A 21,771-nucleotide genomic window follows, 5' to 3' on the forward strand; every position below is an offset into this window, starting at 1 on the left:
AACATAGGTGGTTACTGCTTCTTTACTCCTCGCTCCGTAGATCCGGGGCAGGACAGAAGAAGTGAGAAGGGGCCATGGCATCCAAACCGCAGATCGACAACCGTCGGGAGCCGCGTCTAACCGCCGAATGTCGCGGGCTGGCGCGGCTGGCGATATCGATTGAAATCCTCGATGCCTCGGCGGCGGGGCTGCGCGCCCGCGCCGGCATGTCGCTGGCGGCGGGGACGCTATTGAAGCTGACGTTGCCGGGCGGGGCCGAGCGCCACGCGCGTATTGCCTGGGTCGATGATCACGTCTTCGGTTGCGAGTTCATGAAGCCCCTGAACAGCAAGGAACTTCGCGATCTGGTCGATGCGACCGCCAATGCCGCGCCCTATGCGATCTGCGCCTGACCTGATGGTGTCAGCGTAACGGTGTGTGCGGCGCGATCGACGGTGATCGTCGCGTCGTGCAGTTGCAGGATGAAGCCGGGCGCGTCTTGCCAGTCATCGTCGCGCATCGGCTGACCATCGAGGCGTAGCCACGTCGCACCGTGCGCAATTGTGGGGTCGGCAAGCGACGCACATGCCGCGCGTCGGCGCGCCAGCCCCGCGACGAACGACTCGAGCGCGCTGTCACGCTTCGCCCAGTCGAGCCACAGCAGCTCATCCTGCGCGTAGCCATTGTTGTTGCCGCGCTGCGTGCGCCCGAACTCGTCACCGGCGGTCAGCATGATCGTGCCACGCGTCGCGAACAGGGTCGCGAGCAGCGCACGCACGTCGGCGTCACGTGCGGCGCGCACCGCAGGTTCGTCGCTCTCGCCTTCGACGCCGTTGTTCCACGCGATCTCGCCGGCATGGCCGTCACGATTGCCCTCGCCATTGGCGTGGTTGTGACGGGTGGCGAAGGCAACAGTGTCGGCGAGCGTGAAGCCGTCGTGCGCGGCGACGAAGCTGACCCCGCGCGTGCGGTCGCCGAAGAGGTCGCTCGATCCCATCAGCCGCGTGGCGAGCGCTCCGGCGCTGCCATCGCCGCGCCAGAAGCGGCGCACGTCGTCACGATACCGGTCGTTCCACTCGAGCCAGTCGTCGGGAAACTTCCCCAGCTGATAACCGCCGGGGCCGACGTCCCACGGCTCGGCGATCAGCACGCGGTCGCGCAGTATGGGGTCGGCGGCGATCTCGGCGAAGATCGGCGCGACTGGGTCGAAGCCGGGGCCGCGCGCCATGACGGTGGCGAGGTCGAAGCGGAAACCGTCGACCCCGGCTTGGCGGACGAAGTGGCGCAGCGTTTCGAGCGTCAGCGCGCGCACCGCCGGATTGGCGAAGTCGAGCGTGTTGCCGGTGCCGGCGTCGTTGATGAGAGTCCCGTCAGGTGCGCGCGCATAGGCGGCGTCATCCAGCCCGCGCAGCGCCAGGGTCGGGCCGAGCAGGTCGCTCTCGCCGGTGTGATTGAACACGAGGTCGAGGATCGTGCCGATGCCGGCGTCACGCAATGCTCCGACGGTCGCACGCAGCTCGGCGATGCCACCGGGGGCGAGCCGCGGGTCGAGCGCCATCGGCACGACCGGGTTATAGCCCCAGCCATTGCCGAGCCCGAGCGGTGGCAGATGCCGCTCGTCGATCCAGGCGACGATCGGCATCAGCTCGACCGCCGCGACGCCGATCCGCTGGAGGTGCGCGATCACCGCCGGGTGCGCGAGCGCGGCGATCGTCCCGCGCTGCGCCGAGGGCACGTCGGGATGGCGCATCGTGAAGGCGCGAACGTTGATCTCGTAGATCAGCCCGCCGGCGCGGAACACCGGCGGCCGGTCCAGCGCCGGCAATGGCGCGGTGACGATCGCTTTGGGCACCAGCGGCGCGGTGTCGATGCGCGGCTCGCGCAGGTGCGGGTCGTAGACGAAGCGCCGGTCGAGCGTCACCGCATGAGGATCGACCAGCAGCTTGGCCGAATCGGCATCGGTGCGGAAGCCGTAGCGCGTCCCCTCGCCCGCCCCGGCGACCTGCGCGTGCCAGTCGTCTCCGACGCGCACCATCGCGATACGACGCTCGGTGTCGCCGTCGAACAGGCACAGCCACACCGCACCTGCACGCGGCGCGCGGACCGTGAAGTCGACGCCGCCCGCGACGAGCGTCGCGGTCACGTCACGACGTCGGGCTGCTCGCGTCCGGTATGCGCGCGGATGCCAGCGATCGCCTCCGCCGCAGCGACGATCCCGGCCAGCATCGCGCCGGTTTCGGCATCCAGATCGCCGCCGACCGGCTCGTAGCGTTCGAGATAGACGCGCAAGGTCGCGCCGCTCGTCCCGGTGCCCGACAGGCGGAAGACGACGCGGCTGCCGCCCTCGAACAGCACGCGCACGCCCTGGTTGCGGCTGACCGAGCCATCGGTGGGATCCTCATAGGCGAAGTCGTCCGCCGCCGCGACGGTGAGCGCGCCGAACGCCGTGCCCGGCAGCGTGCCGAGCTTGCCGCGCAATTCCGCCATCAGCGTGTCGGCCGCCGCGCTGTCGACGCCCTCATAGTCGTGGCGCGCGTAATAATTGCGGCCATATTCCGCCCAATGATCGCGCGCGATCCGGTCGACGCTCTTGCCCGTCGCCGCGAGGATATTGAGCCACAGCAGCACCGCCCACAGCCCGTCCTTTTCGCGGACATGGTCGCTGCCGGTCCCGGCGCTTTCCTCGCCGCAGATCGTCGCCATGCCGGCGTCGAGCAGATTGCCGAAGAACTTCCAGCCGGTCGGCGTCTCGAAGGACGGGATGCCGAGCTTCTCGGCGACGCGATCGGCCGCGGCGCTGGTCGGCATCGAGCGTGCGATTCCCTTCAGCCCGCCGGCATAGCCGGGCGCGAGATGCGCGTTGGCGGCGAGCATCGCAAGGCTGTCCGACGGCGTCACGAACCGCCCGCGCCCGATGATGAGGTTGCGGTCACCATCGCCGTCGGAGGCCGCGCCGAAATCGGGCGCGTCGGCCGCCATCATCGTCTCGTAGAGTTCGTGCGCGTGGACAAGGTTGGGATCGGGATGATGCCCGCCAAAATCCTCCAGCGGCGTGCCGTTGCGCACGGTGCCGGGCGCGAAGCCGAGCCTTCTCTCAAGGATCTCGGTCGCATACGGCCCGGTCACGGCGCTCATCGCGTCGAACGCCATCGTCAGCCGGGCGGCGCGGATCGCGTCGAAGTCGAACAGCGTCTCCATCAGCTCGGCATAATCGGCGACCGGGTCGATCACCTCAACCGTCAGCCCCTCGACCTGCGTCTCGCCGAGCGCATCAAGGTCGACATCCGCCGTATCGGCGGCGTGCCATGCGTTGATCGACAACGTGCGGGCGTGAATCGCCTCGGTTACCTTCTCGGGCGCGGGACCACCGTTCGACACATTATACTTGATCCCGAAATCCTCATCGGGCCCGCCGGGATTGTGGCTCGCCGACAGCACCAGCCCGCCGAGCGCGCCGCGCTTGCGAATCACGTTCGAGGCGGCGGGCGTCGAGAGAATGCCGCCCTGCCCGACCACGACGCGCGCGAAGCCCGCCGCCGCCGCCATGCGGATCGCGGTCTGGATCACGTCGCGGTTGAGATACCGGCCGTCGCCGCCGATCACGAGGGTCGCGCCCTCCTTGCCCTCGACCACGTCGAAGACCGACTGGATGAAATTCTCGGCATAGTTCGGCTGCTGGAACACCTTCACCTTCTTGCGCAGCCCGGAGGTGCCGGGCTTCTGGTCGGTGAAGGGCGTGGTCGTGACGGTACGGATCATGCGGACAGCAGCTCCCGGTAAAGATCGGCATAGCGGCGTCCGCTGGTCGCCCAGGAGAAGTCCGCTGTCATGCCCGCGCGCTGGATCGAGGCCCAGCGTTCGGGCGTGGCAAATAGCCGTAACGCAAGCGCAATGGCCTGCGCCAGTGACTCGTGCGTGACGGCATCGAACTGGATGCCGGTCGCCACCCCGGCGTCGAGTGCGGCGGCATTGGCGTGGATCACGGTGTCCGCCAGCCCGCCGGTGCGCGCGACGACCGGCACGCAGCCATAGGCAAGGCCATAGAGCTGGGTCAGCCCGCACGGCTCGAACCGCGACGGGATCAGGATCGCGTCCGCCCCGCCCTGCATCAGATGCGACAGCGCCTCGTCGTAACCGATCCGCACCCCGATCCGGCCGGGGTGGCGCGCCGCCGCCTCCTGAAAGGCATGTTCGAGCCATGCATCGCCCGACCCGAGCAACGCCAGCCGTCCGCCGCCCGCGACCAGCGCGTCAAGCGAGTCGGCGAGCACGTCCATCCCCTTCTGCCACGTCAACCGCGACACGACGCAGAAGAGCGGCCCGTCACCGGGTTCGAGCGCGAAGGCTTTCTCCAGCGCGCGCTTGTTGGTCGCGCGCAGCGCCAGATCGCCGGCGTCGTAGCGTTCGGGCAGCGCTTCGTCGGAAGCCGGGTTCCACACCGCCGGGTCGATGCCGTTGACGATCCCCGACACCCGCTCGCGTCGCGCGCGGATCAGGCCCTCCAGCCCCATACCGAATTCGGGGCGCAGGATCTCGGCGGCATAGGTCGGGCTGACGGTGGTGATCGCGTCGCTGGCCTGCAGCCCGGCCTTCAGATAACCGACCCCGCCATAATATTCGACGCCGTCGACAGCAAATGCGCGATCGGGCAGCGCCAGCGAGCCGAAGATGCCGCCGTCGTAGCGCCCCTGAAAGGCGATGTTGTGGATCGTCATCACCGAGCGTGCGCAGCGCCCGCCCGCCGGGGCGAAGCGCAGATAGGCCGGCGCGAGCCCCGACTGCCAGTCGTGCGCATGGAGCACGTCGAAGCGGAAGCCCTTGACCGCGCCCGAGGCGAGATCGGCCGCCGCGCGCCCGAACGCCGCGAAGCGCCGCCAATTGTCGTCCCAGTCGCGCCCCGACGGATCGCCATACGGCCCACCCTCGCGCGCGAAATAGCCGGGCGCGTCGAGCACCAGCAATTTGTGGCCGCCGATCGCGCCCGACAGCAAGCGCGCCGGCGCGCCGATCAGGTCCGGCCAGTCGTGAAGCGCCGCCGACCCCTGTACTGCCGCCATCACGCGCGGATAACCGGGGACGAGCGTCACGACATTCACGTCGTGCGGCATCAGCGCCGCGGGCAGCGCGCCGACCACATCGCCGAGCCCACCGGTCTTGACGAGCGGATAGGCTTCGGAGGCGACCGACAGGACCGAGATCGTCATGCGCTTACAGCTCCAGCCGGTCGATCATCGGCTGGGTGATGAGGCACACACCCTTGTCGGTACGGCGGAAGCGGTGGCGGTCGAGCACCGGGTCCTCACCCACGACCAACCCGTCGGGGATGATGACCCCGCGATCGAGCACCACCTTGCTCAGCCGCGCGTTGCGACCGATCTTGCAATAGGGCAGCACCACCGCCTCATCGAGTGACGAATAGCTGTGGGTGCGCACCCCGGTCGAGATCAGGCTGCGATGGACGTTCGAGCCGGAGATGATCGTGTCGCCCGCGACGAGGCTCGACACCGCCTGCCCGCGCCGCCCCTCGATGTCGTGGACGAACTTGGCGGGCGGGGTGAGCTCCGAATAGGTCCACAGCGGCCACTCGCGATCGTAGAGATCGAGCTGCGGGACGACATCGGTCAGGTCGATGCTCGCCTCCCAATAAGCGTCGACCGTCCCGACATCGCGCCAATAGGCCGCCGGCTCTTCGGGCGAACGGACGCAGCTAGCAGAGAAGCGGTGCGCGTGCGCGTGACCATGCTTGACCAGATAGGGGATGATGTCCTTGCCGAAGTCGCGCGACGACCCTTCTGTCGCGGCGTCGCGGCGCAATTCCTCAAGCAAGAGCTTGGTGTTGAAGACATAGATGCCGAGGCTGGCAAGCGCGATGTCCGGCTGGCCGGGGATCGACGGCGGGTCGGCAGGCTTTTCGACGAAGTCGACGATCCGGTCGTCGCCGTCGACGTGCATGACGCCGAACGCCACCGCCTCCATCCGCGGGACTTCCATGCACGCGACCGTCACGTCGGCACCGCTCTCGCAGTGCTGCCGCAGCATGATCTCATAGTCCATCTTGTAGATATGGTCCCCGGCGAGGATGACCATGAACTCCGGCGCGCTCTCGGCGATGATGTCGATGTTCTGGTAGACCGCGTCCGCGGTGCCCTCATACCATTGGAATTCGCTGATCCGCTGCGACGCGGGCAGGATGTCGAAGCTCTCATTGCGCTCCGGTCGCAAGAAGTTCCAGCCGCGTTGCAGGTGGCGGATCAGTGAGTGCGCCTTGTACTGCGTCGCAACGCCGATCCGGCGGATGCCGGAGTTGATTGCGTTCGACAAGGCGAAGTCGATGATCCGGCTCTTACCTCCGAAGTAAACAGCTGGTTTCGCACGCGTATCGGTTAGTTCCTTTAACCGGCTGCCCCTGCCGCCGGCGAGGACATAGGCCATTGCGTCGCGCGCCAGCGGCTGACCTTTGCGTTCGTCCACGTCAGGCTCTCCTTCCCTGCATCTTTACTTGTCGTTCATCAGGCGTTAACCATGTTGTCACGGTCTTGACGCTAAAAGGCGCGGGTATCGTGAGTGCGTGCGTAGTCAGAACAAAACGACTATCGAGAGGATCGCCGATGCACCCCGCTTGCCAGCCCCGTTCCGCCGACGGTTTGATCCGTGGCGTCGCCTGTGCGCTCATCCCGTCACTGCTCGCCTGGGGCGCGATCTTCGCGCTCGTCGGCCGGATCGTCTGAACAGGGCTCACGCCTCGGGTTCCCATTCGAGCATCACCGTCGCCAGCGGCGGCAGCGTCACTTCCGCGTGACCGCCGCTCGCGACCACCCCGCCGAGATTGCCCAGCCCCGAGCCCCAATAATCGTGCGCGTCGGAATTGAGCACCTCGCGCCAGCGACCGTCATGCGGCAACGGCACACGATACGGCATCCGCGCCACCGGGGTCATGTTGACGATCACCGCGATCGGTGCAGCGCCCGGCGCACTGCGTAGCCAGACGAACACCGAATTGGCGGCATCGTCCCGTACCAGCCAGCGGAAACCGTCGCGCTCGCAATCGCGGGCATGGAGCGCGCGTTTCTCGCGATAGAGGCGGTTGAGATCGCGGACCAGCTTCCGGATGCCGTCGTGCGCGTGCGAGTGGAGCAGGTCCCAATCGAGCGAGCGCTCCTCGCTCCACTCGGCGCGCTGCGCGAACTCCTGCCCCATGAACAGCAGCTTCTTGCCGGGATAGCCCCACATCATCGCATAATAGGTGCGGAGATTGGCGAACTTCTGCCAATCGTCGCCTGGCATTTTGGTCAGCATCGAGCCCTTGCCGTGCACGACCTCGTCATGACTGATCGGCAGCACGAAATTCTCGTCGAAGGCATAGACCAGCCCGAAGGTGATCGCGTCGTGATGATGCTTCCGGTGGACCGGCTCGCGCGCCATGTATTTCAGCGTGTCGTGCATCCAGCCCATGTTCCACTTGAACCCGAAGCCGAGCGCGGTGCGCGGGGCCTCGTCATAGGCGGGGGCGGAAACGCCGGGCCAGCTCGTGGACTCCTCGGCGACGGTGAACGTGCCCGGGTGACGGGCGTAGAGCGCGCGGTTGGTGGCGCGCATGAAGTCGACCGCCTCCCAGTTCTCGCGCCCGCCTTCCGGATTGGCAATCCACTCGCCGTCCTTGCGCGAATAGTCTCGGTACAGCATCGAGGCGACCGCATCGACGCGCAGCCCGTCGACATGATAGCGCTCGGCCCAGAACAGCGCGTTGTTGACGAGGAACGCCGACACCTCGCGCCGCCCGAAATTGTAGATCGCGGTGTTCCAGTCGGGATGATAGCCGAGCCGCGGGTCTTCATGCTCGTAGAGCGCGGTGCCATCGAAGCGCGACAGGCCATGCGCGTCGGTCGGGAAATGCGCGGGCACCCAGTCGAGCAGCACGCCCAGCCCGGCGCGATGCGCGCCGTCGACGAAGCGCGCGAAGCCCTCGTGATCGCCGAACCGCGCGCTGGGCGCATAGAGGCCGGTGGTCTGATAGCCCCAGCTCGGATCATAGGGATGCTCCGAGATTGGCATGAACTCGATGTGCGTGAAGCCCATCGAAACGGCATAGGGGATCAGCCGTTCGGCAAGCTGGTCCCACGTCAGGAACCAGCCATTCTCGTCGCGCTGCCAGCTGCCGGCATGGACCTCGTAGATGCTGATCGGCGCGCGGCGCGGATCGACCGACGCCCATGCCTCGCGATGCGCGGCGTCGCCCCATTCATGGTGCATCGGCGCCGTCGTGAGCGAGGCGGTCTTCGGGCGCAGTTCGGCGGCGAAGGCATAGGGATCGGCCTTGAGCGGCTGGAGCACGCCGTCCGGGCCGGTGATCGCAAATTTATAGGCACGCCCTGCGCCGATATCGGGCAGGAACAGCTCCCACACGCCGGTATCGTTGCGCCGACGCATGCCGTGACGGCGTATATCCCAGTCGTTGAAGTCACCGACCACCGCCACGCGCCGCGCATTGGGCGCCCAGACCGCGAAATGCACGCCCTCCGCGCCCTCGTGCACGATCAGATGTGCACCCATCTTGTCGTGGAGGCGAAAATGCGTGCCTTCGTTCATGAGGAAATCGTCGGTCGGGCCGAGCACCGGGCCGAAGCTATAGGGGTCGGTCACCCACCATTCCGCACCCCCGCCCTGCGCGACGTAGCGAAGCGGCTGCGGCTCGCCGGCGATGATCCCCTCGAACAGCCCGCGATCATCGACCCGCTTGAGCGTTCCGAGCGCCTTTCCCGCCAGCGTATGCGCGACCGCGCTGTCCGCACCCGGTATCCACACCCGCGCAAATGTCCCCTCAGGCCCCTGATGCGGGCCGAGCAGCGCAAAGGGATCCTCGTTGGTGCCATCCAGCAGCGCGTCGATCGCGGCGGCGGGCGGCTTCACTTCACGCCCCAGATCTCGCGTGCATATTCACCGATCGTCCGATCCGACGAGAACCAGCCCATGTTCGCGACATTGCGGATCGCGCTGCGGCTCCAGCCATCGCGGTCCGCCCAACGCGCGTCGACGTCGCGCTGCGCGGCAGCGTAAGCGTCGAAATCGGCTGCCACCATGAACCAGTCATGGTCGTACAGGCCGTTCATGAGATCGCGATAGCGGTTGTGGTCATCAGGGGAGAACACACCGGACGCGATCGCGTTCACCGCCTGCGCCAGTTCCGCCGAATTTTCGATGACCTCGCGCGGATTATAGCCGCCCGCACGCTTCGCCGCGACCTCATCGGCGGTCAGGCCGAAGATCACGATATTCTCCGCGCCGACGTGATCGCGAATCTCGACATTCGCGCCGTCGAGCGTACCGATCGTCAGCGCGCCGTTGAGCGCGAACTTCATGTTGCCGGTTCCCGACGCCTCCATCCCGGCGGTCGAGATTTGTTCGGACAGATCGGCGGCCGGCACCATCCGCTCGGCAAGGCTGACGTTGTAATTGGGGACGAACGCGACCTTGAGCAGCCCACTGATCGACGGGTCCGCATTAATGCGTTTCGCGACGTCGCCGGCCAGCTTGATGATCAGCTTGGCCTGGTAATAGCTCGACGCCGCCTTGCCCGCGAACAGCTTGACACGCGGCGTCCAGTCGCGCTCCGGGTGGCTGCGAATCTGGTCGTAAAGCGCGACCGTCTCGATGATGTTGAGCAGCTGGCGCTTGTATTCGTGGATGCGCTTGATCTGCACGTCGAAAATCGCGGACGGATCGAGCCGCACGCCCATCTCGCTGCGCAGATAATCCGACAGCGCGGCCTTGTTCGCGCGCTTCACCGCGGCGAACCGCTCGCGGAACGACGCATCCTCGGCGAATGGCGCGAGCGCGGTCAGCGCCTGTGCGTCGTCCATGAAGCCGTCACCGATCGCCTCCCGGATCAGCGACGTGAGCCCGGGATTGCACTCCTGCAACCAGCGGCGCGGCGTGATGCCGTTGGTCTTGTTGTTGATCCGCTCGGGGTACAGGTGATGAAGGTCGGCGAAGACGGTCGTCTTCATCAACCCTGTATGCAGCGCCGCGACGCCGTTGACGCTGTGCGAGCCGGCAAAAGCGAGATTGGCCATGCGGACACGCCGCTCGCCGCCCTCGTCGATCAGGCTGATCGCGGCGATCGCGCGGTCGTCCAGCCCCTCCGCCTTGCGCGCGGTGCGCAGCAACTTGGCATTGATCGCGTAGATCAATTGCATGTGACGCGGCAGCAGCCGTTCGAACAGCGGCAGCGGCCAGCTCTCCAGCGCCTCGGGCAAAAGCGTGTGGTTGGTATAGCCGAACGTCGCCTGCGTGATCTCCCACGCTTCGTCGAAGCCGAGACCATGCTCGTCTAGCAGCAGCCGCATCAACTCGGCGACCGAAACCGCCGGATGCGTGTCGTTGAGCTGAATTGCGGCGCGGTTCGGCAGCGTGCGGATGTCGCCGAAATACTGGACGTGGCGGCGGACAATGTCCTGGATCGAGGCGGAGGAGAAAAAATACTCCTGCCGCAGCCGCAGTTCCTGCCCCGCCGCGGTCGTGTCGTTGGGATAGAGGACGCGCACCAATGTCTCGGCGCGCAACTGGTCGGCCATCGCGCCCGCAAAATCGCCCTGGTTGAACGCGTCGAGCTTGAACGGATCGAGGCTGCGCGCGGTCCACAGCCGCAACGTGTTGACGCGTCGCCCGCGCCAGCCGACCACCGGCGTGTCGACCGCCATCGCCTCGACGATCTCGCCCGGCTTCCATGTCACCGCGCCGCTTTCGTCGCCGTGCACCTCACCGCCGAAGCCGATGACGTACGCGCTTTCGCGACGGCGGAACTCCCACGGATTGCCGTATTGCAGCCACGTCTCGGGCAACTCGACCTGCCAGCCGTCGTCGATCCGCTGCCGGAACATGCCGTTCACATAGCGGATGCCATAACCGTAGGCGGGAAGGTCGAGCGTCGCGAGGCTCTCCATGAAGCACGCCGCCAGGCGCCCGAGCCCGCCGTTGCCGAGCGCGGCATCGGGTTCAATCTCCTCGAGCGTGGCGAGGTCGACGCCGAGTTCGCCCAGCGCCGCCGCCACCTCGTCGCTGGCCGACAGATTGGCGAGCGTATCGCGCAGCAGCCGACCGATCAGGAATTCGAGGCTGAGATAATAGACGCGCTTCGCACCCGCCGCGTGCGCGGCCTTGGTGGATACCATCCAGCGTTCGATGATCTCGTTGCGGACGGTGAAGATCGTCGCCGCCAGCCAGTCGTGCGGGCGGGCGGCCTGCTCGTCCTTGCCGATGCGATGCACCAGCGTGTCGAGAATGTTGAGCGCCAGCGGACCCCGCTGCCGCCCGGTTTCGGACTCGATCACGCCTACCCCCTTGTTCGTACGTGCAATGCCTAGGCGGTGACCGGGCTTGCAGCAACGGATTCCACCGATCGCCCGCGATACGCCTGCACGTCGAGCGCGGCGCCGAGCAGGAAGGCGTAAACGCTGAGCCAAAGCCATGTCAGCGCGACGATGATCGCGCCGAGCGAACCGTAGGTCGCGCCGTAATTGCCAAAATTGGCGACATAGACGCTGAAGCCGGTGGTCGCGAGCAACCAGACCAACGTCGCCGTCACGGTTCCCGGCGTCGCCCAGCGGAGCCGCGCGCCGTGGCGGTACGGGCCGAAGCGGAACAGGAGTGAGGCGCCGGTGATGACGATGGTCGCCAGCAGCGCATAGGTGGCGATGCGGATCAGCGCGAGGACGATGCCGGGAAACCACGGGATCAGCGCCCCGATGAACGCCACGGTCGCACTGGCGGCGATGGCGAGGAAGATCAGCAGGATGCCGCCGAGCACGATCGCAAATGACGTCAGCGTCCAAATGACGAAGCTGCGCTTGTCCTTGACCTCGTAGGCGACGTTGAGCGCGGTCATCATCGCGGTCGCCGCCTTGCTGCCGCCGTAGAGCGCGATCAGCGTCGCGACAATCAGCCCCAGCCCCTTGCGCCCCTGCGACCCGGAGGTGACGATGTCGAGCTGCTGCCCGATCAGCGTCGCGACATCCCCGGGCAGCGAGACGAACAGCGCGCGGATATCCTCCTGCACGGTGAGCGGGTCGGCGAACAGGCCGTAGGTGAAGACCGTCACCGCGAGGATCGGGGCGATCGACGAGATGATGTAGAAGGCCGCGCCGGCCGCGATCAGCCCGAGATTGTCATCGTTCGAGGCGGTGTAGGCGGCCTTCATCTGGCCCCACCAGTCACGCCGGAAGGATCGCCAGAGATCGGTCGAGGAGAGATCGATGTTCATTACGGGGGCGAACGCCGCGCGGCGGCGTAGGCTCCCGTCGGAAGGATTAGTTTGGGTTAGTCTGGCTGCTGTCGGACGTACCGGCAGTGATGGGCGTGACCTCAGCCCACCCTCCGTCGCTGCTGCGCAGCCAGAGGGCTATGTCTCAAGAATGTCGGGTGACATCTGACACATAGCACGGCGATCGTATGTCATGCCGACCGGCAAACGGTACAGCCATAGGCCCCTGCCTGCGCAGGGGCGACGATCAGACCGTGAAGCTTTCGCCGCAGCCGCACGCGCCCTTGGCGTTGGGATTGTTGAAGACGAAACCGGCGGTGAAATCGTCCTCGACCCAGTTCATCGTCGAGCCGATCAGATACAGGATCGACCCGCCGTCGACGAACAGGGTGCCGCCCGGCGTCTCGATCCGCTCGTCCATCGGTGTGGCCTCGGTGACGTAATCGACCGAATAGGCCAGCCCCGAACATCCGCGACGCGGCGTGGACAGCTTTACGCCGATCGCGTCCGCCGGAGCCTTCCCCATAAGTTCGGCGATTCTCGCCTCGGCAGTCGGGGTGAGCAGCAGCGGCGCGGGCCGCGCGCGCAGGGTCGTGGCCATCACAACATCCCCAGTTCGAGCCGCGCGTCGTCGGACATCTTCTGCGGATCCCAGGGCGGATCCCAGACGAGATTGACGTCGGCGAAGGCGATGCCGGGCACCGCCGCGACGCGCATCTCGACCTCGCCCGGCATCGACTCGGCGACCGGGCAGTGCGGCGTGGTCAGCGTCATCGTCACTGCGGCATGGCCGTCCTCGGTGACGTCGACGCCATAGATCAGCCCCAAGTCGTAAATGTTGACCGGAATCTCAGGGTCGAAAATGTCCTTGAGCGCGTCGATCACCGCCTCGTACAGCGCGCCGCCGGGTTCGTGCGCGGCCTCGCCGGCCGGCTTCTGTGCAAGGAAGCCCGACAGATAGTCGCGCTGGCGCTCCGCTCCGCCCGTGTCGACCGCGTCGGACACCTGCGCGCGCGGCGGCTTGTCGACCGCCTCGACCGTTTCGCTCCGCACCGAGTCGCTCATCCGAAAATCCTCTTCACTCGCTCGATCCCGGCCGCCAGCGCCGCCACGTCCTCAGGGCCGTTATAGACCGCGAAGCTGGCGCGCGCGGTCGCCTCGACGCCCAGCGCCGCCATCAGCGGCTGGGCGCAATGATGCCCGGCGCGGATCGCGACCCGGCTTTCGTCCAAGATGGTGCCGATGTCGTGCGGATGCACCCCCTCCATCACGAAGGAGACGATTCCGGCGCTGTCGTCCGGCCCCAGCACGCGGACCGAATTGATGTGCGACAGCGCGGCGCGCGCCTCGCGCACCAAGGCGGTTTCGTGCGCGTGGATGCGGTCGAGCCCGATCGCGCGGACATAATCGACCGCCGCCGACAGACCGAGCGCGCCGACGATATGCGGCGTTCCCGCCTCGAACCGCGTCGGCGCGGGGGCATAGGTGGTGCGCTCGAACGAGACGCGGTCGATCATCGACCCGCCGCCCTGATAGGGCGGCATCGCGTCGAGCAGCTCGGCACGCGCCCACAAGACGCCGATCCCGGTCGGCCCGTAGAGCTTGTGCCCGGAAAAGACGTAGAAATCGCAGCCGAGCGCGGCGACATCCAACGCCACGCGGGGCACCGCCTGACAGCCGTCGATCAGGATCTTCGCGCCGACCGCATGCGCAATCTCGCTGGCCTTCGCTACGTCGAGGATTGAGCCGAGCACGTTCGAAACATGCGCCAGCGCGACGAGCTTGTGTTCGGGGCGGATCATCGCCGCCATCGCGTCGAGGTCGATGCGGTGATCGGCGGTGAGCGGGATTACGTCGATCGCGGCGCCGATGCGCTCGGCGACCATCTGCCACGGCACGATGTTGCTGTGATGCTCCAGCATCGACAGCAGGATGCGGTCGCCGGCCTTGAGGTTCTGCGCCGCCCATGACTGCGCGACGAGATTGATCGCCTCGGTCGCGCCGCGCACGAAGACGATCTCGTTCGCGGCGGCACCGATAAGGTTCGCGATGTTGGCGCGGGCGGCCTCATAGGCCAGCGTCATGTCCGCCGAGCGTTGATACACACCCCGGTGGACGGTGGCGTAGGCGGTGTCGTAGCCGCGCGTGATCGCGTCGATCACCGGACGCGGCTTCTGCGCGGTCGCGGCGGTGTCGAGATACGCCCAACCCTCCGGAATCGCTGGGAAATCCGTGACCAGATCAAGTGGGCGATCGGCGGCGGTCACGTTCATGACCGCGCCCGAATGTTGCGAATGTTGAGACGCTGGCGGGGTATCACAACGCGCTCTCCAGCCATGCATCGGCGTCGGCGGCGAAGGCGTCGCGGACGGTTTCGTCGCCGATCCGGTCGATCGCATCGGCGACGAACGCGCGGGTCAGCAGCGCCTTGGCGCGCGCTGCCGGGATGCCGCGGCTCTCCATGTAGAACAAGGCGCGCGCATCGAGTTCGCCGACCGTCGCGCCGTGAGCGCATTTCACGTCGTCGGCGAAGATCTCCAGCTCGGGCTTGAGGTTGACGGTCGCGGTGCGGTGCAGAAGCAGGCCGCGCAGCGATTGTTCGCCGTCGGTCTTCTGCGCGTGGCGCGCGACCTCGACCGCGGCGGCGAGGCTCGCCTGCGACTGATCGGCGGCCACCGCGCGCCACAATTGGTGCGACTGGCCGTTGGGCTGCGCATGGCGGACGCGGACCGCGCATTCCTGTTTGAGCCGGTCGCGGGTCAGCAGCGCGCCGCCATATTCGGCATAGCCGCCCTCGCCCGCCAGCGTGATCGCGGCGTCAATGCGGACGCCCTGATCGCCGGCGGCGAGCATCGTGCCGATCAAACTCGCGCCTTCGCCGAGCTCAATCTCGTCGCGGAGCGTGACGAAGCCCGCGGCTTGCGTCATGCGGACCGCGCGCATCAGCCGCGCGGCCTTGCCGAGCCGGATGCGGATGTTGCGATTCGACCAGCCTGCACCGACGAACGTCTCGACGACCTGTGCCGACGTGTCGGTGTCGAGGACGATCTCAGCGGCGAGATGGTTTTCGGCCCCGGTCGCGACATGGACGACTTGCACCGGGTGGGCGACCGCCTGCGCGTCGAGGTGGAGGGACCAGCCGCGCGTGGCGCGCTTGCCGAGCGCGTGCGCGCCGGGGGCGAGGTCACCGACGCGGACGCGGTGGAGGTCACTGGCGGCGTCATCGAGGACGCCGTCGACGAACAGCAGTTTCGCGCCGGGCAAGTCGAGGAATTGCGCGTCGGGGCGCGTGATCGGCGCCAGCGCGGCGGCGGCGGCAATTCCGCCGAGATCCGCCCAGCGCCACGCTTCCTCGCGGCTGGAGGGAAGGTCGAGCGTCATGCGGCGATCTCGGCATAGCCCTGCCGCTCCAGCTCATGCGCCAGTTCCGGCCCGCCCGAGCGCGTGATGCGGCCGTCGGCGAGGACGTGGACGCGATCGGGCTGCACGTAATCGAGCAGGCGCTGGTAATGGGTGATGAGCAGCACCGCCTTCGTTGGCTTCCGCATGATGCGGTTGATGCCGTCGCCGACGATCCGCAGCGCGTCGATGTCGAGCCCGCTGTCGGTTTCGTCGAGGATCGCGAACGCCGGGTCGATGATGCCCATCTGCACCATCTCGTTGCGCTTCTTCTCGCCGCCCGAGAAGCCGACGTTGACCGGGCGCTTGAGCATGTCCTGCTGGAGCCCGAGCGCATCGGCCTGCGCGCGGGCGAGCTTGAGGAATTCGGCGCCCGACAACGGCTTTTCGCCGCGGCTGGTGCGCTGGGCGTTGAGCGATTCGCGGAGGAACTGGACGTTCGAGACGCCGGGGATTTCGACCGGATACTGGAAGCCGAGGAACACGCCGGCCGCGGCGCGCTCGTGCGGTTCCTTCTCTAGCAGGTCCTCGCCGTTGAAGGTGATCGACCCTTCGGTCACCTCATAGCCGGGGCGGCCGCCGAGGACGTAGCCGAGCGTCGACTTGCCCGCGCCGTTCGGCCCCATGATCGCGTGGATCTCGCCCGCGTTCACCTCAAGCGAGAGCCCCTTGAGGATTTCCTTGCCGTCGATTTCGGCATGGAGATTTTCGATTTTCAGCATCTTGTTATCCGATGAAGCCCGCAAGCAGGCCGTATCCAAAAATTAATGCGATAGACGAAGTCAGCAAAGCACCAATCATCATCATCGACGTCGAGAGCCAATAGGCGATTGGTTCACCCGATCGACGATATTTGGCCCACTTAACAGTAGCGATCTGATCTTGAATGGACACGTAGAAACGCCACCACATAAAGCCCGCTGCCACAGCAAAGAACAAAATGTAGAGGGCGAGAACGATCACCCCACGCTCCCCTCAAGCGAGATCCCCAGCAGCTTCTGCGCCTCGACCGCGAACTCCATCGGGAGTTGCTGCAAGACCTCGCGCGCGAAGCCGTTGACGATCAGCGCGACCGCCGCCTCGGCATCGAGCCCGCGCGACATCGCGTAGAAGAGCTGGTCCTCGCTGATCTTCGAGGTGGTCGCTTCATGCTCGATCTGCGCGCTGGGGTTCTTGACCTCGATATACGGCACGGTGTGCGCGCCGCACTGATCGCTCAGCAGCAGCGAGTCGCATTGCGTGAAGTTGCGGACGTTCTCGGCGCTCGCCGCGACGCGCACCAGCCCGCGATAGGTGTTGTCCGAGCGCCCGGCGCTAATCCCCTTGGACACGATCGTCGACTTGGTGTTCTTGCCGAGGTGGATCATCTTGGTGCCGGTATCGGCCTGCTGGCGGTTGTTGGTCACCGCCACCGAATAGAATTCGCCGACCGAGCCGTCGCCGGCCAGCACGCACGACGGGTACTTCCAGGTGATCGCGCTGCCGGTCTCGACCTGCGTCCACGACACCTTGCTGTTGCGGCCTTGGCAGAGCGCGCGCTTGGTGACGAAATTGTAGATGCCACCGACACCGTTCTCGTCGCCCGGATACCAGTTCTGGACGGTCGAATATTTGATCTCGGCATCGTCCATCGCGACCAGTTCGACCACCGCGGCGTGGAGCTGATTCTCGTCGCGCATCGGCGCGGTGCAGCCTTCGAGATACGAGACATACGCCCCTTCGTCGGCGACGATTAGCGTCCGCTCGAACTGGCCGGTGTTCTCGGCATTGATGCGGAAATAGGTCGACAATTCCATCGGGCAACGCACGCCCTTCGGCACGTAGACGAACGTGCCGTCGGAGAAGACCGCCGAGTTGAGCGTCGCGAAATAATTGTCGCGCTGCGGCACGACCTTGCCGAGCCACTTCTTCACCAACTCGGGATATTCGCGGATCGCCTCGCTGATCGACAGGAAGATCACCCCCGCCGCCTTCAGCTCGGCGCGGAAGGTGGTGGCGACCGATACGCTGTCGAACACCGCGTCGACCGCGACCTTGCGTGCGCCCTCGACGCCGGCCAGCACTTCCTGCTCGGCGATCGGGATGCCGAGCTTCTCATAGGTGCGGCGGATTTCGGGATCGAGCTCGTCGAGCGAGGCGATGGTCTTCTTCACCTTCGGCTCGGCGTAATAATACGCGTCCTGATAGTCGATCGGCGGGACGTTGAGCTTCGCCCAGTCGGGCGCCTCCAGCGTCTGCCAGACGCGGAACGCCTTCAGCCGCCAGTCGAGCATCCATTCCGGCTCGTTCTTCTTCGCCGAAATATAGCGAACGGTATCCTCATTCAGTCCCTTGGGCGCGAAGTCCTGCTCGATGTCGGTCGCAAAGCCCCATTCGTACTTCTTGGCGACGGCGGCGTGTGCCTCGGCGTTCTTGGTGGCCATGATTATGCCTCAACCTTCATCTGCTGCTGCGCCGTCACCGGCACGTCTGCGGCGAGTTGTGCGAGCGTGATCCCCGCCAGCGCCCCGCGCACCGCCCGGTTGACCGCACCCCAGTGCGGCTTCACCCGGCAATTTCCCTCGATCGCGCAATCGTGATTCGCGGAGTCGACGCACGACGCCATCGCGATCGGGCCCTCGACCGCCTCGACGATGTCGGCCAGCGTGATCGACGCCGGCGGGCGCGACAGGCGAAACCCGCCGCCGGTGCCACGCGCGCTGTCGATCAGCCCCGCCGCCGCCAGCTTGCTGACCAGCTTCTGCGCGGTCGGCAGCGGCACGCCGGTTTCCTCGGCAAGCGAGGTCGCATTCTGCCGCGCCATCCCGCCGCAATGCCGCGCGGCGGCGCCGAGCAGCACCACGGCATAATCGGTCAGGCTGGAAAGACGCATCAGTTGCGAACCACTCTCAAATCGGATCGAATTGTTCCGATTGGCAGATGGTCGTTTGTAGCACCGAAATCAACCGCTGCGTTGGGCACAAAAAAAGGGCCCGGCATCGCTGCCGAGCCCTTCAGGAAAGAGACTTCCCTGAGGAAGCCCTTCGGGTCGCAAACACCTTATGCCGCTGATTCGCCCACAAAGATTGGATGGATGCGACGCAGCATCCGGCAAAACTTACAATTGACCCGCGCTTGATCTCCCCGCCGGAGGAGGCGAAACGGCGTAATATGGCCGATCTGCTCTCCCGCCTCGCGCATACGCTCGACCCCGAAACAGCACACGTCTGGGCGATTCGCGCGCTTGGCCGGTGGGGGCGAAGCGGTGCGCCGCTGGCGGGGGCGATGCCGCGGCTGGAGACGGTGGTAGCGGGGGTGCGCTTCCCCAATCCCGTCGGGCTGGCGGCGGGGCTCGACAAGGATGCGCGCGCGATCACGGGGTTGATGGCGCTGGGGTTCGGATCGGTCGAGGTCGGGACGCTCACCCCGCGCGCGCAGCCGGGCAATCCCAAGCCGCGGCTGTTCCGGCTGGTCGAGGATCGCGCGGTCATCAACCGGATGGGGTTCAACAACGGCGGGCTGGTCGACGGCGTCGCGCGCGCCGGGGCCGCGAACCGGCGCGGCGGAGTGCTGGGGATCAACGTCGGCGCGAACAAGGACGCGACCGACCGTGTCGCCGATTATGTCGCGGGCGTGCGCGCGGCGGCGGCGGTGGCGGATTATGTCACGATCAACATCAGTTCGCCCAACACGCCGGGCTTGCGCGACCTGCAACAAGGGGCGGCACTCGACGAGTTGCTGGCGGCGTGCGTCGCGGAGCGCGGGACGACGCCGTTGTTCCTGAAGATCGCGCCCGACCTGGATGCCGGCGGGATCGACGGGGTGGCGACAGCGGCGATCGCGCGCGGGGTCGATGCCTTGGTGATCGGCAACACGACGATCTCGCGTCCGCCGCTGCGGAGTGGCCATGCTGGCGAGACGGGCGGGCTGTCGGGTGCGCCGCTCCGCTCGCTGGCGGCGGCGAAGCTGGCGGAAGTGCGCGCGGCGACGGGCGGGCACATCGCGCTGGTCGCGGCGGGCGGGATCGACAGCGGGGCGGAGGCGTATGCGCGCATCAGGGCCGGGGCGAGCCTGGTGCAGCTCTATTCGGCGCTGGTGTACGAGGGTGCGGGGTTGCCGCGGCGGGTGGTGAACGAGTTGGCGGCGTGTCTGGCGCGGGACGGGTTCGGGAGCGTGGCGGAGGCGGTGGGGGCGTAGAGAGCCCCCTGTCACAGCCACACCGTTCGTGCTGAGCTTGTCGAAGCACATGACCCGAGCGAACCGTCCGAAACACGCACTTCGACAAGCTCAGTGCGAACGGATCAGCGGTAAGGCGGCGCAGCCGACCGCCGCCTCGTCATCGCGCCGGTGCCGGCTCGATCGCGACCTTGCCCTCGCGGCGCGGGTCGAAGCCGCCGTCGAGGCCGCCGTCGCGCAGGATGATGCCGTGCAGCCCGGAATCCTCGCCCTGCCCCGGCCGGACGACGATGCCGCGCGCCGCCAGTCCGTCGCGGACCGCGGGGGAGAAGCGATCCGCCTCGCCCTGGAAATTGTTGCCCTTGGCGATCAGGTTCGGCAGCGCGAGTGCGTCCTGCATCGGCAATTTCCAGTCGATCGCCGCAACCGCCGCCTTGCCGACATAGGCGAGGATCGCATTGCCTCCCGCCGAGCCGAGCGCGCCGACGAAGCGGCGCCCGCCGTCGAGCAGCACCAGCGGCGTCATCGACGAGCGCGGGCGCTTGCCCGCCGCGACCGCATTGGCGGCGGGGCGGCCGGCGGTGTCGCGCGGGCTGAACGAGAAATCGGTCATCTGGTTGTTGAGGAAGAAGCCGTCGACCATCCGTCCCGAGCCGAAGATCGATTCGACGGTAGTGGTGATCGACACGACATTGCCGCGCGCATCGCCGACGACGAAATGCGAGGTGCCGGTCGGCTCGAGCGTGCGGTCGACGGCCGCGGCCGGTGCGCCAGCGGGAATGCCAGGCGCGGGCGCGGGGCCAGCGCGGGTGCCGATCAACTGCGCGCGCTTCGCCAGATACTCGGGCGCGAGCAGCCCGGCGACCGGCACGTCGACGAACGCCGGATCGCCGACATAGCGGTCCCGATCGGCGTACATCAGCCGGCTCGCCTCGGCGAACAGGAACCATGCCTGCGGATCGTTCGGCCCACGCGTCGCGATGTCGGTGCGCTCCAGCAGCCCGAGCAGTTCGAGCAGCCCGACCCCGCTGGCGGGCGGTGGCGGCGCGCAGACCAGCAGCACACGGTATGGCGCACAGACCGGCTCGCGCACCACCGGGCGATAGGCGGCAAGATCGGCGAGCGTCATCGTGCCGGCGAGCGGGCCTTGCGTGGTGCGGGCGACAATCCGCCGCGCGGTCTCGCCGGTATAGAGCGCGTCGGGGCCTTGGTCGGCCAACCGGGTCAGGAAGGCGGCAAAGGCCGGGTTGCGGAGCCGGTCGCCCGCCCGGAGCAGCCCGCCGCCGGGGCGTGCGAAATAGGCGCGCACGTCGGGGGCACCTAACTCGGCATAATTTCCGCCGAGGAAGCGCGCGAGGCGCGGCGAGACGATAAACCCGTCCTTCGCGGTGCGGCGCGCGTCGCCGAACAACGTGTTCCACGGCAGCCGGCCGTGTTCGGCCTGCACCATCGCCAGCATCCGTACCGCGCCGGGCACGCCGGTCGCGCGGCCGCTGAGCACCGCCTGCGCGAACGGCAGCGGCCGGCCATTGTCGTCGAGGAACATGTCGGGCGTCGCCCCCGCCGGGGCGGTCTCGCGCCCGTCGTAGACGCGCACCTCTCGCGCCGCCGCATCATAATAGGTCAGGAACGCGCCGCCGCCGACCCCGGAGCTTTGCGGCTCGACCAGCGACAGCATCGCCTGCACCGCCACCGCCGCATCCGCCGCCGACCCGCCGCGGCGCAGCACCGCCATCCCGGCATCGGTGGCGAGCGGGTTGGCCGAGACGACGAAGATCTGTGCCTTCGGGATCGTCGCGGACGGGATTGGCGCGGGCGGAGCGACAGAAGCCTGCGGGGCAGCGCACGCCCCCAGCAGCAAGGTCGCGCCGAACAGGAGGGAGCGAAGGCGCAGCGCGCCGTGTCTCGTACCGATCATCGCGCTCTCCGATAGCGTCGGCACGGGACAGCGTCCATGCTGGCGCGGCGTTGAAATCCTTGGC

At 67.2% G+C, this 21,771-nt stretch carries 18 protein-coding genes; 2 read left to right on the forward strand and 16 right to left on the reverse strand.

Annotation, left to right across the window (positions count from 1 at the left end; all coding sequences use genetic code 11):
* Positions 1-74 precede the first annotated feature (74 nt).
* Positions 75-392, forward strand: coding sequence for a hypothetical protein (locus ACI2JO_RS06565; protein WP_404719898.1), 318 nt, complete (start codon positions 75-77; stop codon positions 390-392).
* On the opposite strand, the gene ACI2JO_RS06570 is transcribed toward ACI2JO_RS06565, so the two are convergent.
* The 15 genes from ACI2JO_RS06570 to ACI2JO_RS06640 all read right to left on the reverse strand — a co-directional run bounded on the left by ACI2JO_RS06570 (position 374) and on the right by ACI2JO_RS06640 (position 18,506).
* On the reverse strand, positions 374-2,122 hold the full coding sequence (locus tag ACI2JO_RS06570) for a glycogen debranching protein (RefSeq protein ID WP_404719899.1): 1,749 nt from the start codon (positions 2,120-2,122) through the stop codon (positions 374-376). The two genes, ACI2JO_RS06565 and ACI2JO_RS06570, sit on opposite strands and share 19 nt — an antisense overlap.
* Positions 2,119-3,738, reverse strand: coding sequence for an alpha-D-glucose phosphate-specific phosphoglucomutase (locus tag ACI2JO_RS06575; protein WP_404719900.1), 1,620 nt, complete (start codon positions 3,736-3,738; stop codon positions 2,119-2,121). The genes ACI2JO_RS06570 and ACI2JO_RS06575 overlap by 4 nt, the downstream gene beginning before the upstream one ends.
* On the reverse strand, positions 3,735-5,183 hold the full coding sequence (gene glgA, locus ACI2JO_RS06580; protein ID WP_404719901.1) for a glycogen synthase GlgA: 1,449 nt from the start codon (positions 5,181-5,183) through the stop codon (positions 3,735-3,737). The genes ACI2JO_RS06575 and glgA overlap by 4 nt, the downstream gene beginning before the upstream one ends.
* A gap of 4 nt (positions 5,184-5,187) precedes the next feature.
* Entirely contained in the window at positions 5,188-6,450 is a 1,263-nt protein-coding gene (gene glgC / locus ACI2JO_RS06585) for a glucose-1-phosphate adenylyltransferase (protein WP_184507998.1), read from the reverse strand.
* Between the two features lie 264 nt (positions 6,451-6,714).
* Positions 6,715-8,886 (reverse strand): 1,4-alpha-glucan branching protein GlgB, encoded by a 2,172-nt coding sequence (gene glgB / locus ACI2JO_RS06590; protein WP_404719902.1) that lies wholly within the window; start codon positions 8,884-8,886, stop codon positions 6,715-6,717.
* A complete protein-coding gene (locus ACI2JO_RS06595) occupies positions 8,883-11,306 on the reverse strand; it encodes a glycogen/starch/alpha-glucan phosphorylase (protein ID WP_404719903.1) in 2,424 nt (807 codons plus the stop codon). Before ACI2JO_RS06595 ends, glgB begins: the two co-directional genes overlap by 4 nt.
* 29 nt (positions 11,307-11,335) lie before the next feature.
* Positions 11,336-12,235 carry a YihY/virulence factor BrkB family protein gene (locus ACI2JO_RS06600; protein ID WP_404719904.1) on the reverse strand — a complete coding sequence of 300 codons (900 nt, stop codon included), beginning with the start codon at positions 12,233-12,235 and terminating at the stop codon, positions 11,336-11,338.
* A gap of 247 nt (positions 12,236-12,482) precedes the next feature.
* Positions 12,483-12,836: a HesB/IscA family protein gene (locus tag ACI2JO_RS06605; protein ID WP_404719905.1), complete on the reverse strand. Its 354-nt coding sequence runs from the start codon at positions 12,834-12,836 to the stop codon at positions 12,483-12,485.
* Positions 12,836-13,300, reverse strand: coding sequence for an SUF system Fe-S cluster assembly protein (locus ACI2JO_RS06610; protein ID WP_404719906.1), 465 nt, complete (start codon positions 13,298-13,300; stop codon positions 12,836-12,838). Before ACI2JO_RS06610 ends, ACI2JO_RS06605 begins: the two co-directional genes overlap by 1 nt.
* Positions 13,297-14,508: an aminotransferase class V-fold PLP-dependent enzyme gene (locus tag ACI2JO_RS06615; protein WP_404719907.1), complete on the reverse strand. Its 1,212-nt coding sequence runs from the start codon at positions 14,506-14,508 to the stop codon at positions 13,297-13,299. The genes ACI2JO_RS06610 and ACI2JO_RS06615 overlap by 4 nt, the downstream gene beginning before the upstream one ends.
* Positions 14,509-14,551: 43 nt before the next feature.
* Entirely contained in the window at positions 14,552-15,616 is a 1,065-nt protein-coding gene (locus ACI2JO_RS06620) for a SufD family Fe-S cluster assembly protein (RefSeq protein ID WP_404719908.1), read from the reverse strand.
* On the reverse strand, positions 15,613-16,356 hold the full coding sequence (sufC, locus tag ACI2JO_RS06625) for a Fe-S cluster assembly ATPase SufC (RefSeq protein WP_404719909.1): 744 nt from the start codon (positions 16,354-16,356) through the stop codon (positions 15,613-15,615). Before sufC ends, ACI2JO_RS06620 begins: the two co-directional genes overlap by 4 nt.
* A 4-nt stretch (positions 16,357-16,360) precedes the next feature.
* Complete coding sequence (locus ACI2JO_RS06630) at positions 16,361-16,597, reverse strand: hypothetical protein (RefSeq protein WP_404719910.1); 237 nt, start codon at positions 16,595-16,597, stop codon at positions 16,361-16,363.
* Positions 16,594-18,057 carry a Fe-S cluster assembly protein SufB gene (gene sufB, locus ACI2JO_RS06635; protein ID WP_028967178.1) on the reverse strand — a complete coding sequence of 488 codons (1,464 nt, stop codon included), beginning with the start codon at positions 18,055-18,057 and terminating at the stop codon, positions 16,594-16,596. The genes ACI2JO_RS06630 and sufB overlap by 4 nt, the downstream gene beginning before the upstream one ends.
* Positions 18,058-18,059: 2 nt before the next feature.
* Complete coding sequence (locus ACI2JO_RS06640; protein WP_404719911.1) at positions 18,060-18,506, reverse strand: SUF system Fe-S cluster assembly regulator; 447 nt, start codon at positions 18,504-18,506, stop codon at positions 18,060-18,062.
* Positions 18,507-18,784: 278 nt separating this feature from the next.
* Here ACI2JO_RS06640 and ACI2JO_RS06645 point away from each other — a divergent pair, with 278 nt between their 5' ends.
* A complete protein-coding gene (locus ACI2JO_RS06645) occupies positions 18,785-19,810 on the forward strand; it encodes a quinone-dependent dihydroorotate dehydrogenase (RefSeq protein WP_404719912.1) in 1,026 nt (341 codons plus the stop codon).
* 139 nt (positions 19,811-19,949) lie between these two features.
* On the opposite strand, the gene ggt is transcribed toward ACI2JO_RS06645, so the two are convergent.
* On the reverse strand, positions 19,950-21,707 hold the full coding sequence (gene ggt, locus ACI2JO_RS06650) for a gamma-glutamyltransferase (RefSeq protein ID WP_404719913.1): 1,758 nt from the start codon (positions 21,705-21,707) through the stop codon (positions 19,950-19,952).
* Positions 21,708-21,771 lie beyond the last annotated feature (64 nt).

It is taken from the genome of Sphingomonas sp. NPDC079357, assembly GCF_044901155.1.
GTDB lineage: Bacteria > Pseudomonadota > Alphaproteobacteria > Sphingomonadales > Sphingomonadaceae > Sphingomonas.

Bases quoted from the DNA above. Each gene is read 5' to 3' on its own strand.
- sufB (WP_028967178.1), bottom strand. From the start codon at position 18,057: ATGGCCACCAAGAACGCCGAGGCACACGCCGCCGTCGCCAAGAAGTAC.
- ACI2JO_RS06575 (WP_404719900.1), bottom strand. From the start codon at position 3,738: ATGATCCGTACCGTCACGACCACGCCCTTCACCGACCAGAAGCCCGGC.
- ACI2JO_RS06610 (WP_404719906.1), bottom strand. From the start codon at position 13,300: ATGAGCGACTCGGTGCGGAGCGAAACGGTCGAGGCGGTCGACAAGCCG.
- ACI2JO_RS06615 (WP_404719907.1), bottom strand. From the start codon at position 14,508: ATGAACGTGACCGCCGCCGATCGCCCACTTGATCTGGTCACGGATTTC.
- ACI2JO_RS06600 (WP_404719904.1), bottom strand. From the start codon at position 12,235: ATGAACATCGATCTCTCCTCGACCGATCTCTGGCGATCCTTCCGGCGT.
- ACI2JO_RS06620 (WP_404719908.1), bottom strand. From the start codon at position 15,616: ATGACGCTCGACCTTCCCTCCAGCCGCGAGGAAGCGTGGCGCTGGGCG.
- sufC (WP_404719909.1), bottom strand. From the start codon at position 16,356: ATGCTGAAAATCGAAAATCTCCATGCCGAAATCGACGGCAAGGAAATC.
- glgA (WP_404719901.1), bottom strand. From the start codon at position 5,183: ATGACGATCTCGGTCCTGTCGGTCGCCTCCGAAGCCTATCCGCTCGTC.
- ACI2JO_RS06605 (WP_404719905.1), bottom strand. From the start codon at position 12,836: ATGGCCACGACCCTGCGCGCGCGGCCCGCGCCGCTGCTGCTCACCCCG.
- ACI2JO_RS06645 (WP_404719912.1), top strand. From the start codon at position 18,785: ATGGCCGATCTGCTCTCCCGCCTCGCGCATACGCTCGACCCCGAAACA.
- ACI2JO_RS06640 (WP_404719911.1), bottom strand. From the start codon at position 18,506: ATGCGTCTTTCCAGCCTGACCGATTATGCCGTGGTGCTGCTCGGCGCC.
- ACI2JO_RS06565 (WP_404719898.1), top strand. From the start codon at position 75: ATGGCATCCAAACCGCAGATCGACAACCGTCGGGAGCCGCGTCTAACC.
- ggt (WP_404719913.1), bottom strand. From the start codon at position 21,707: ATGATCGGTACGAGACACGGCGCGCTGCGCCTTCGCTCCCTCCTGTTC.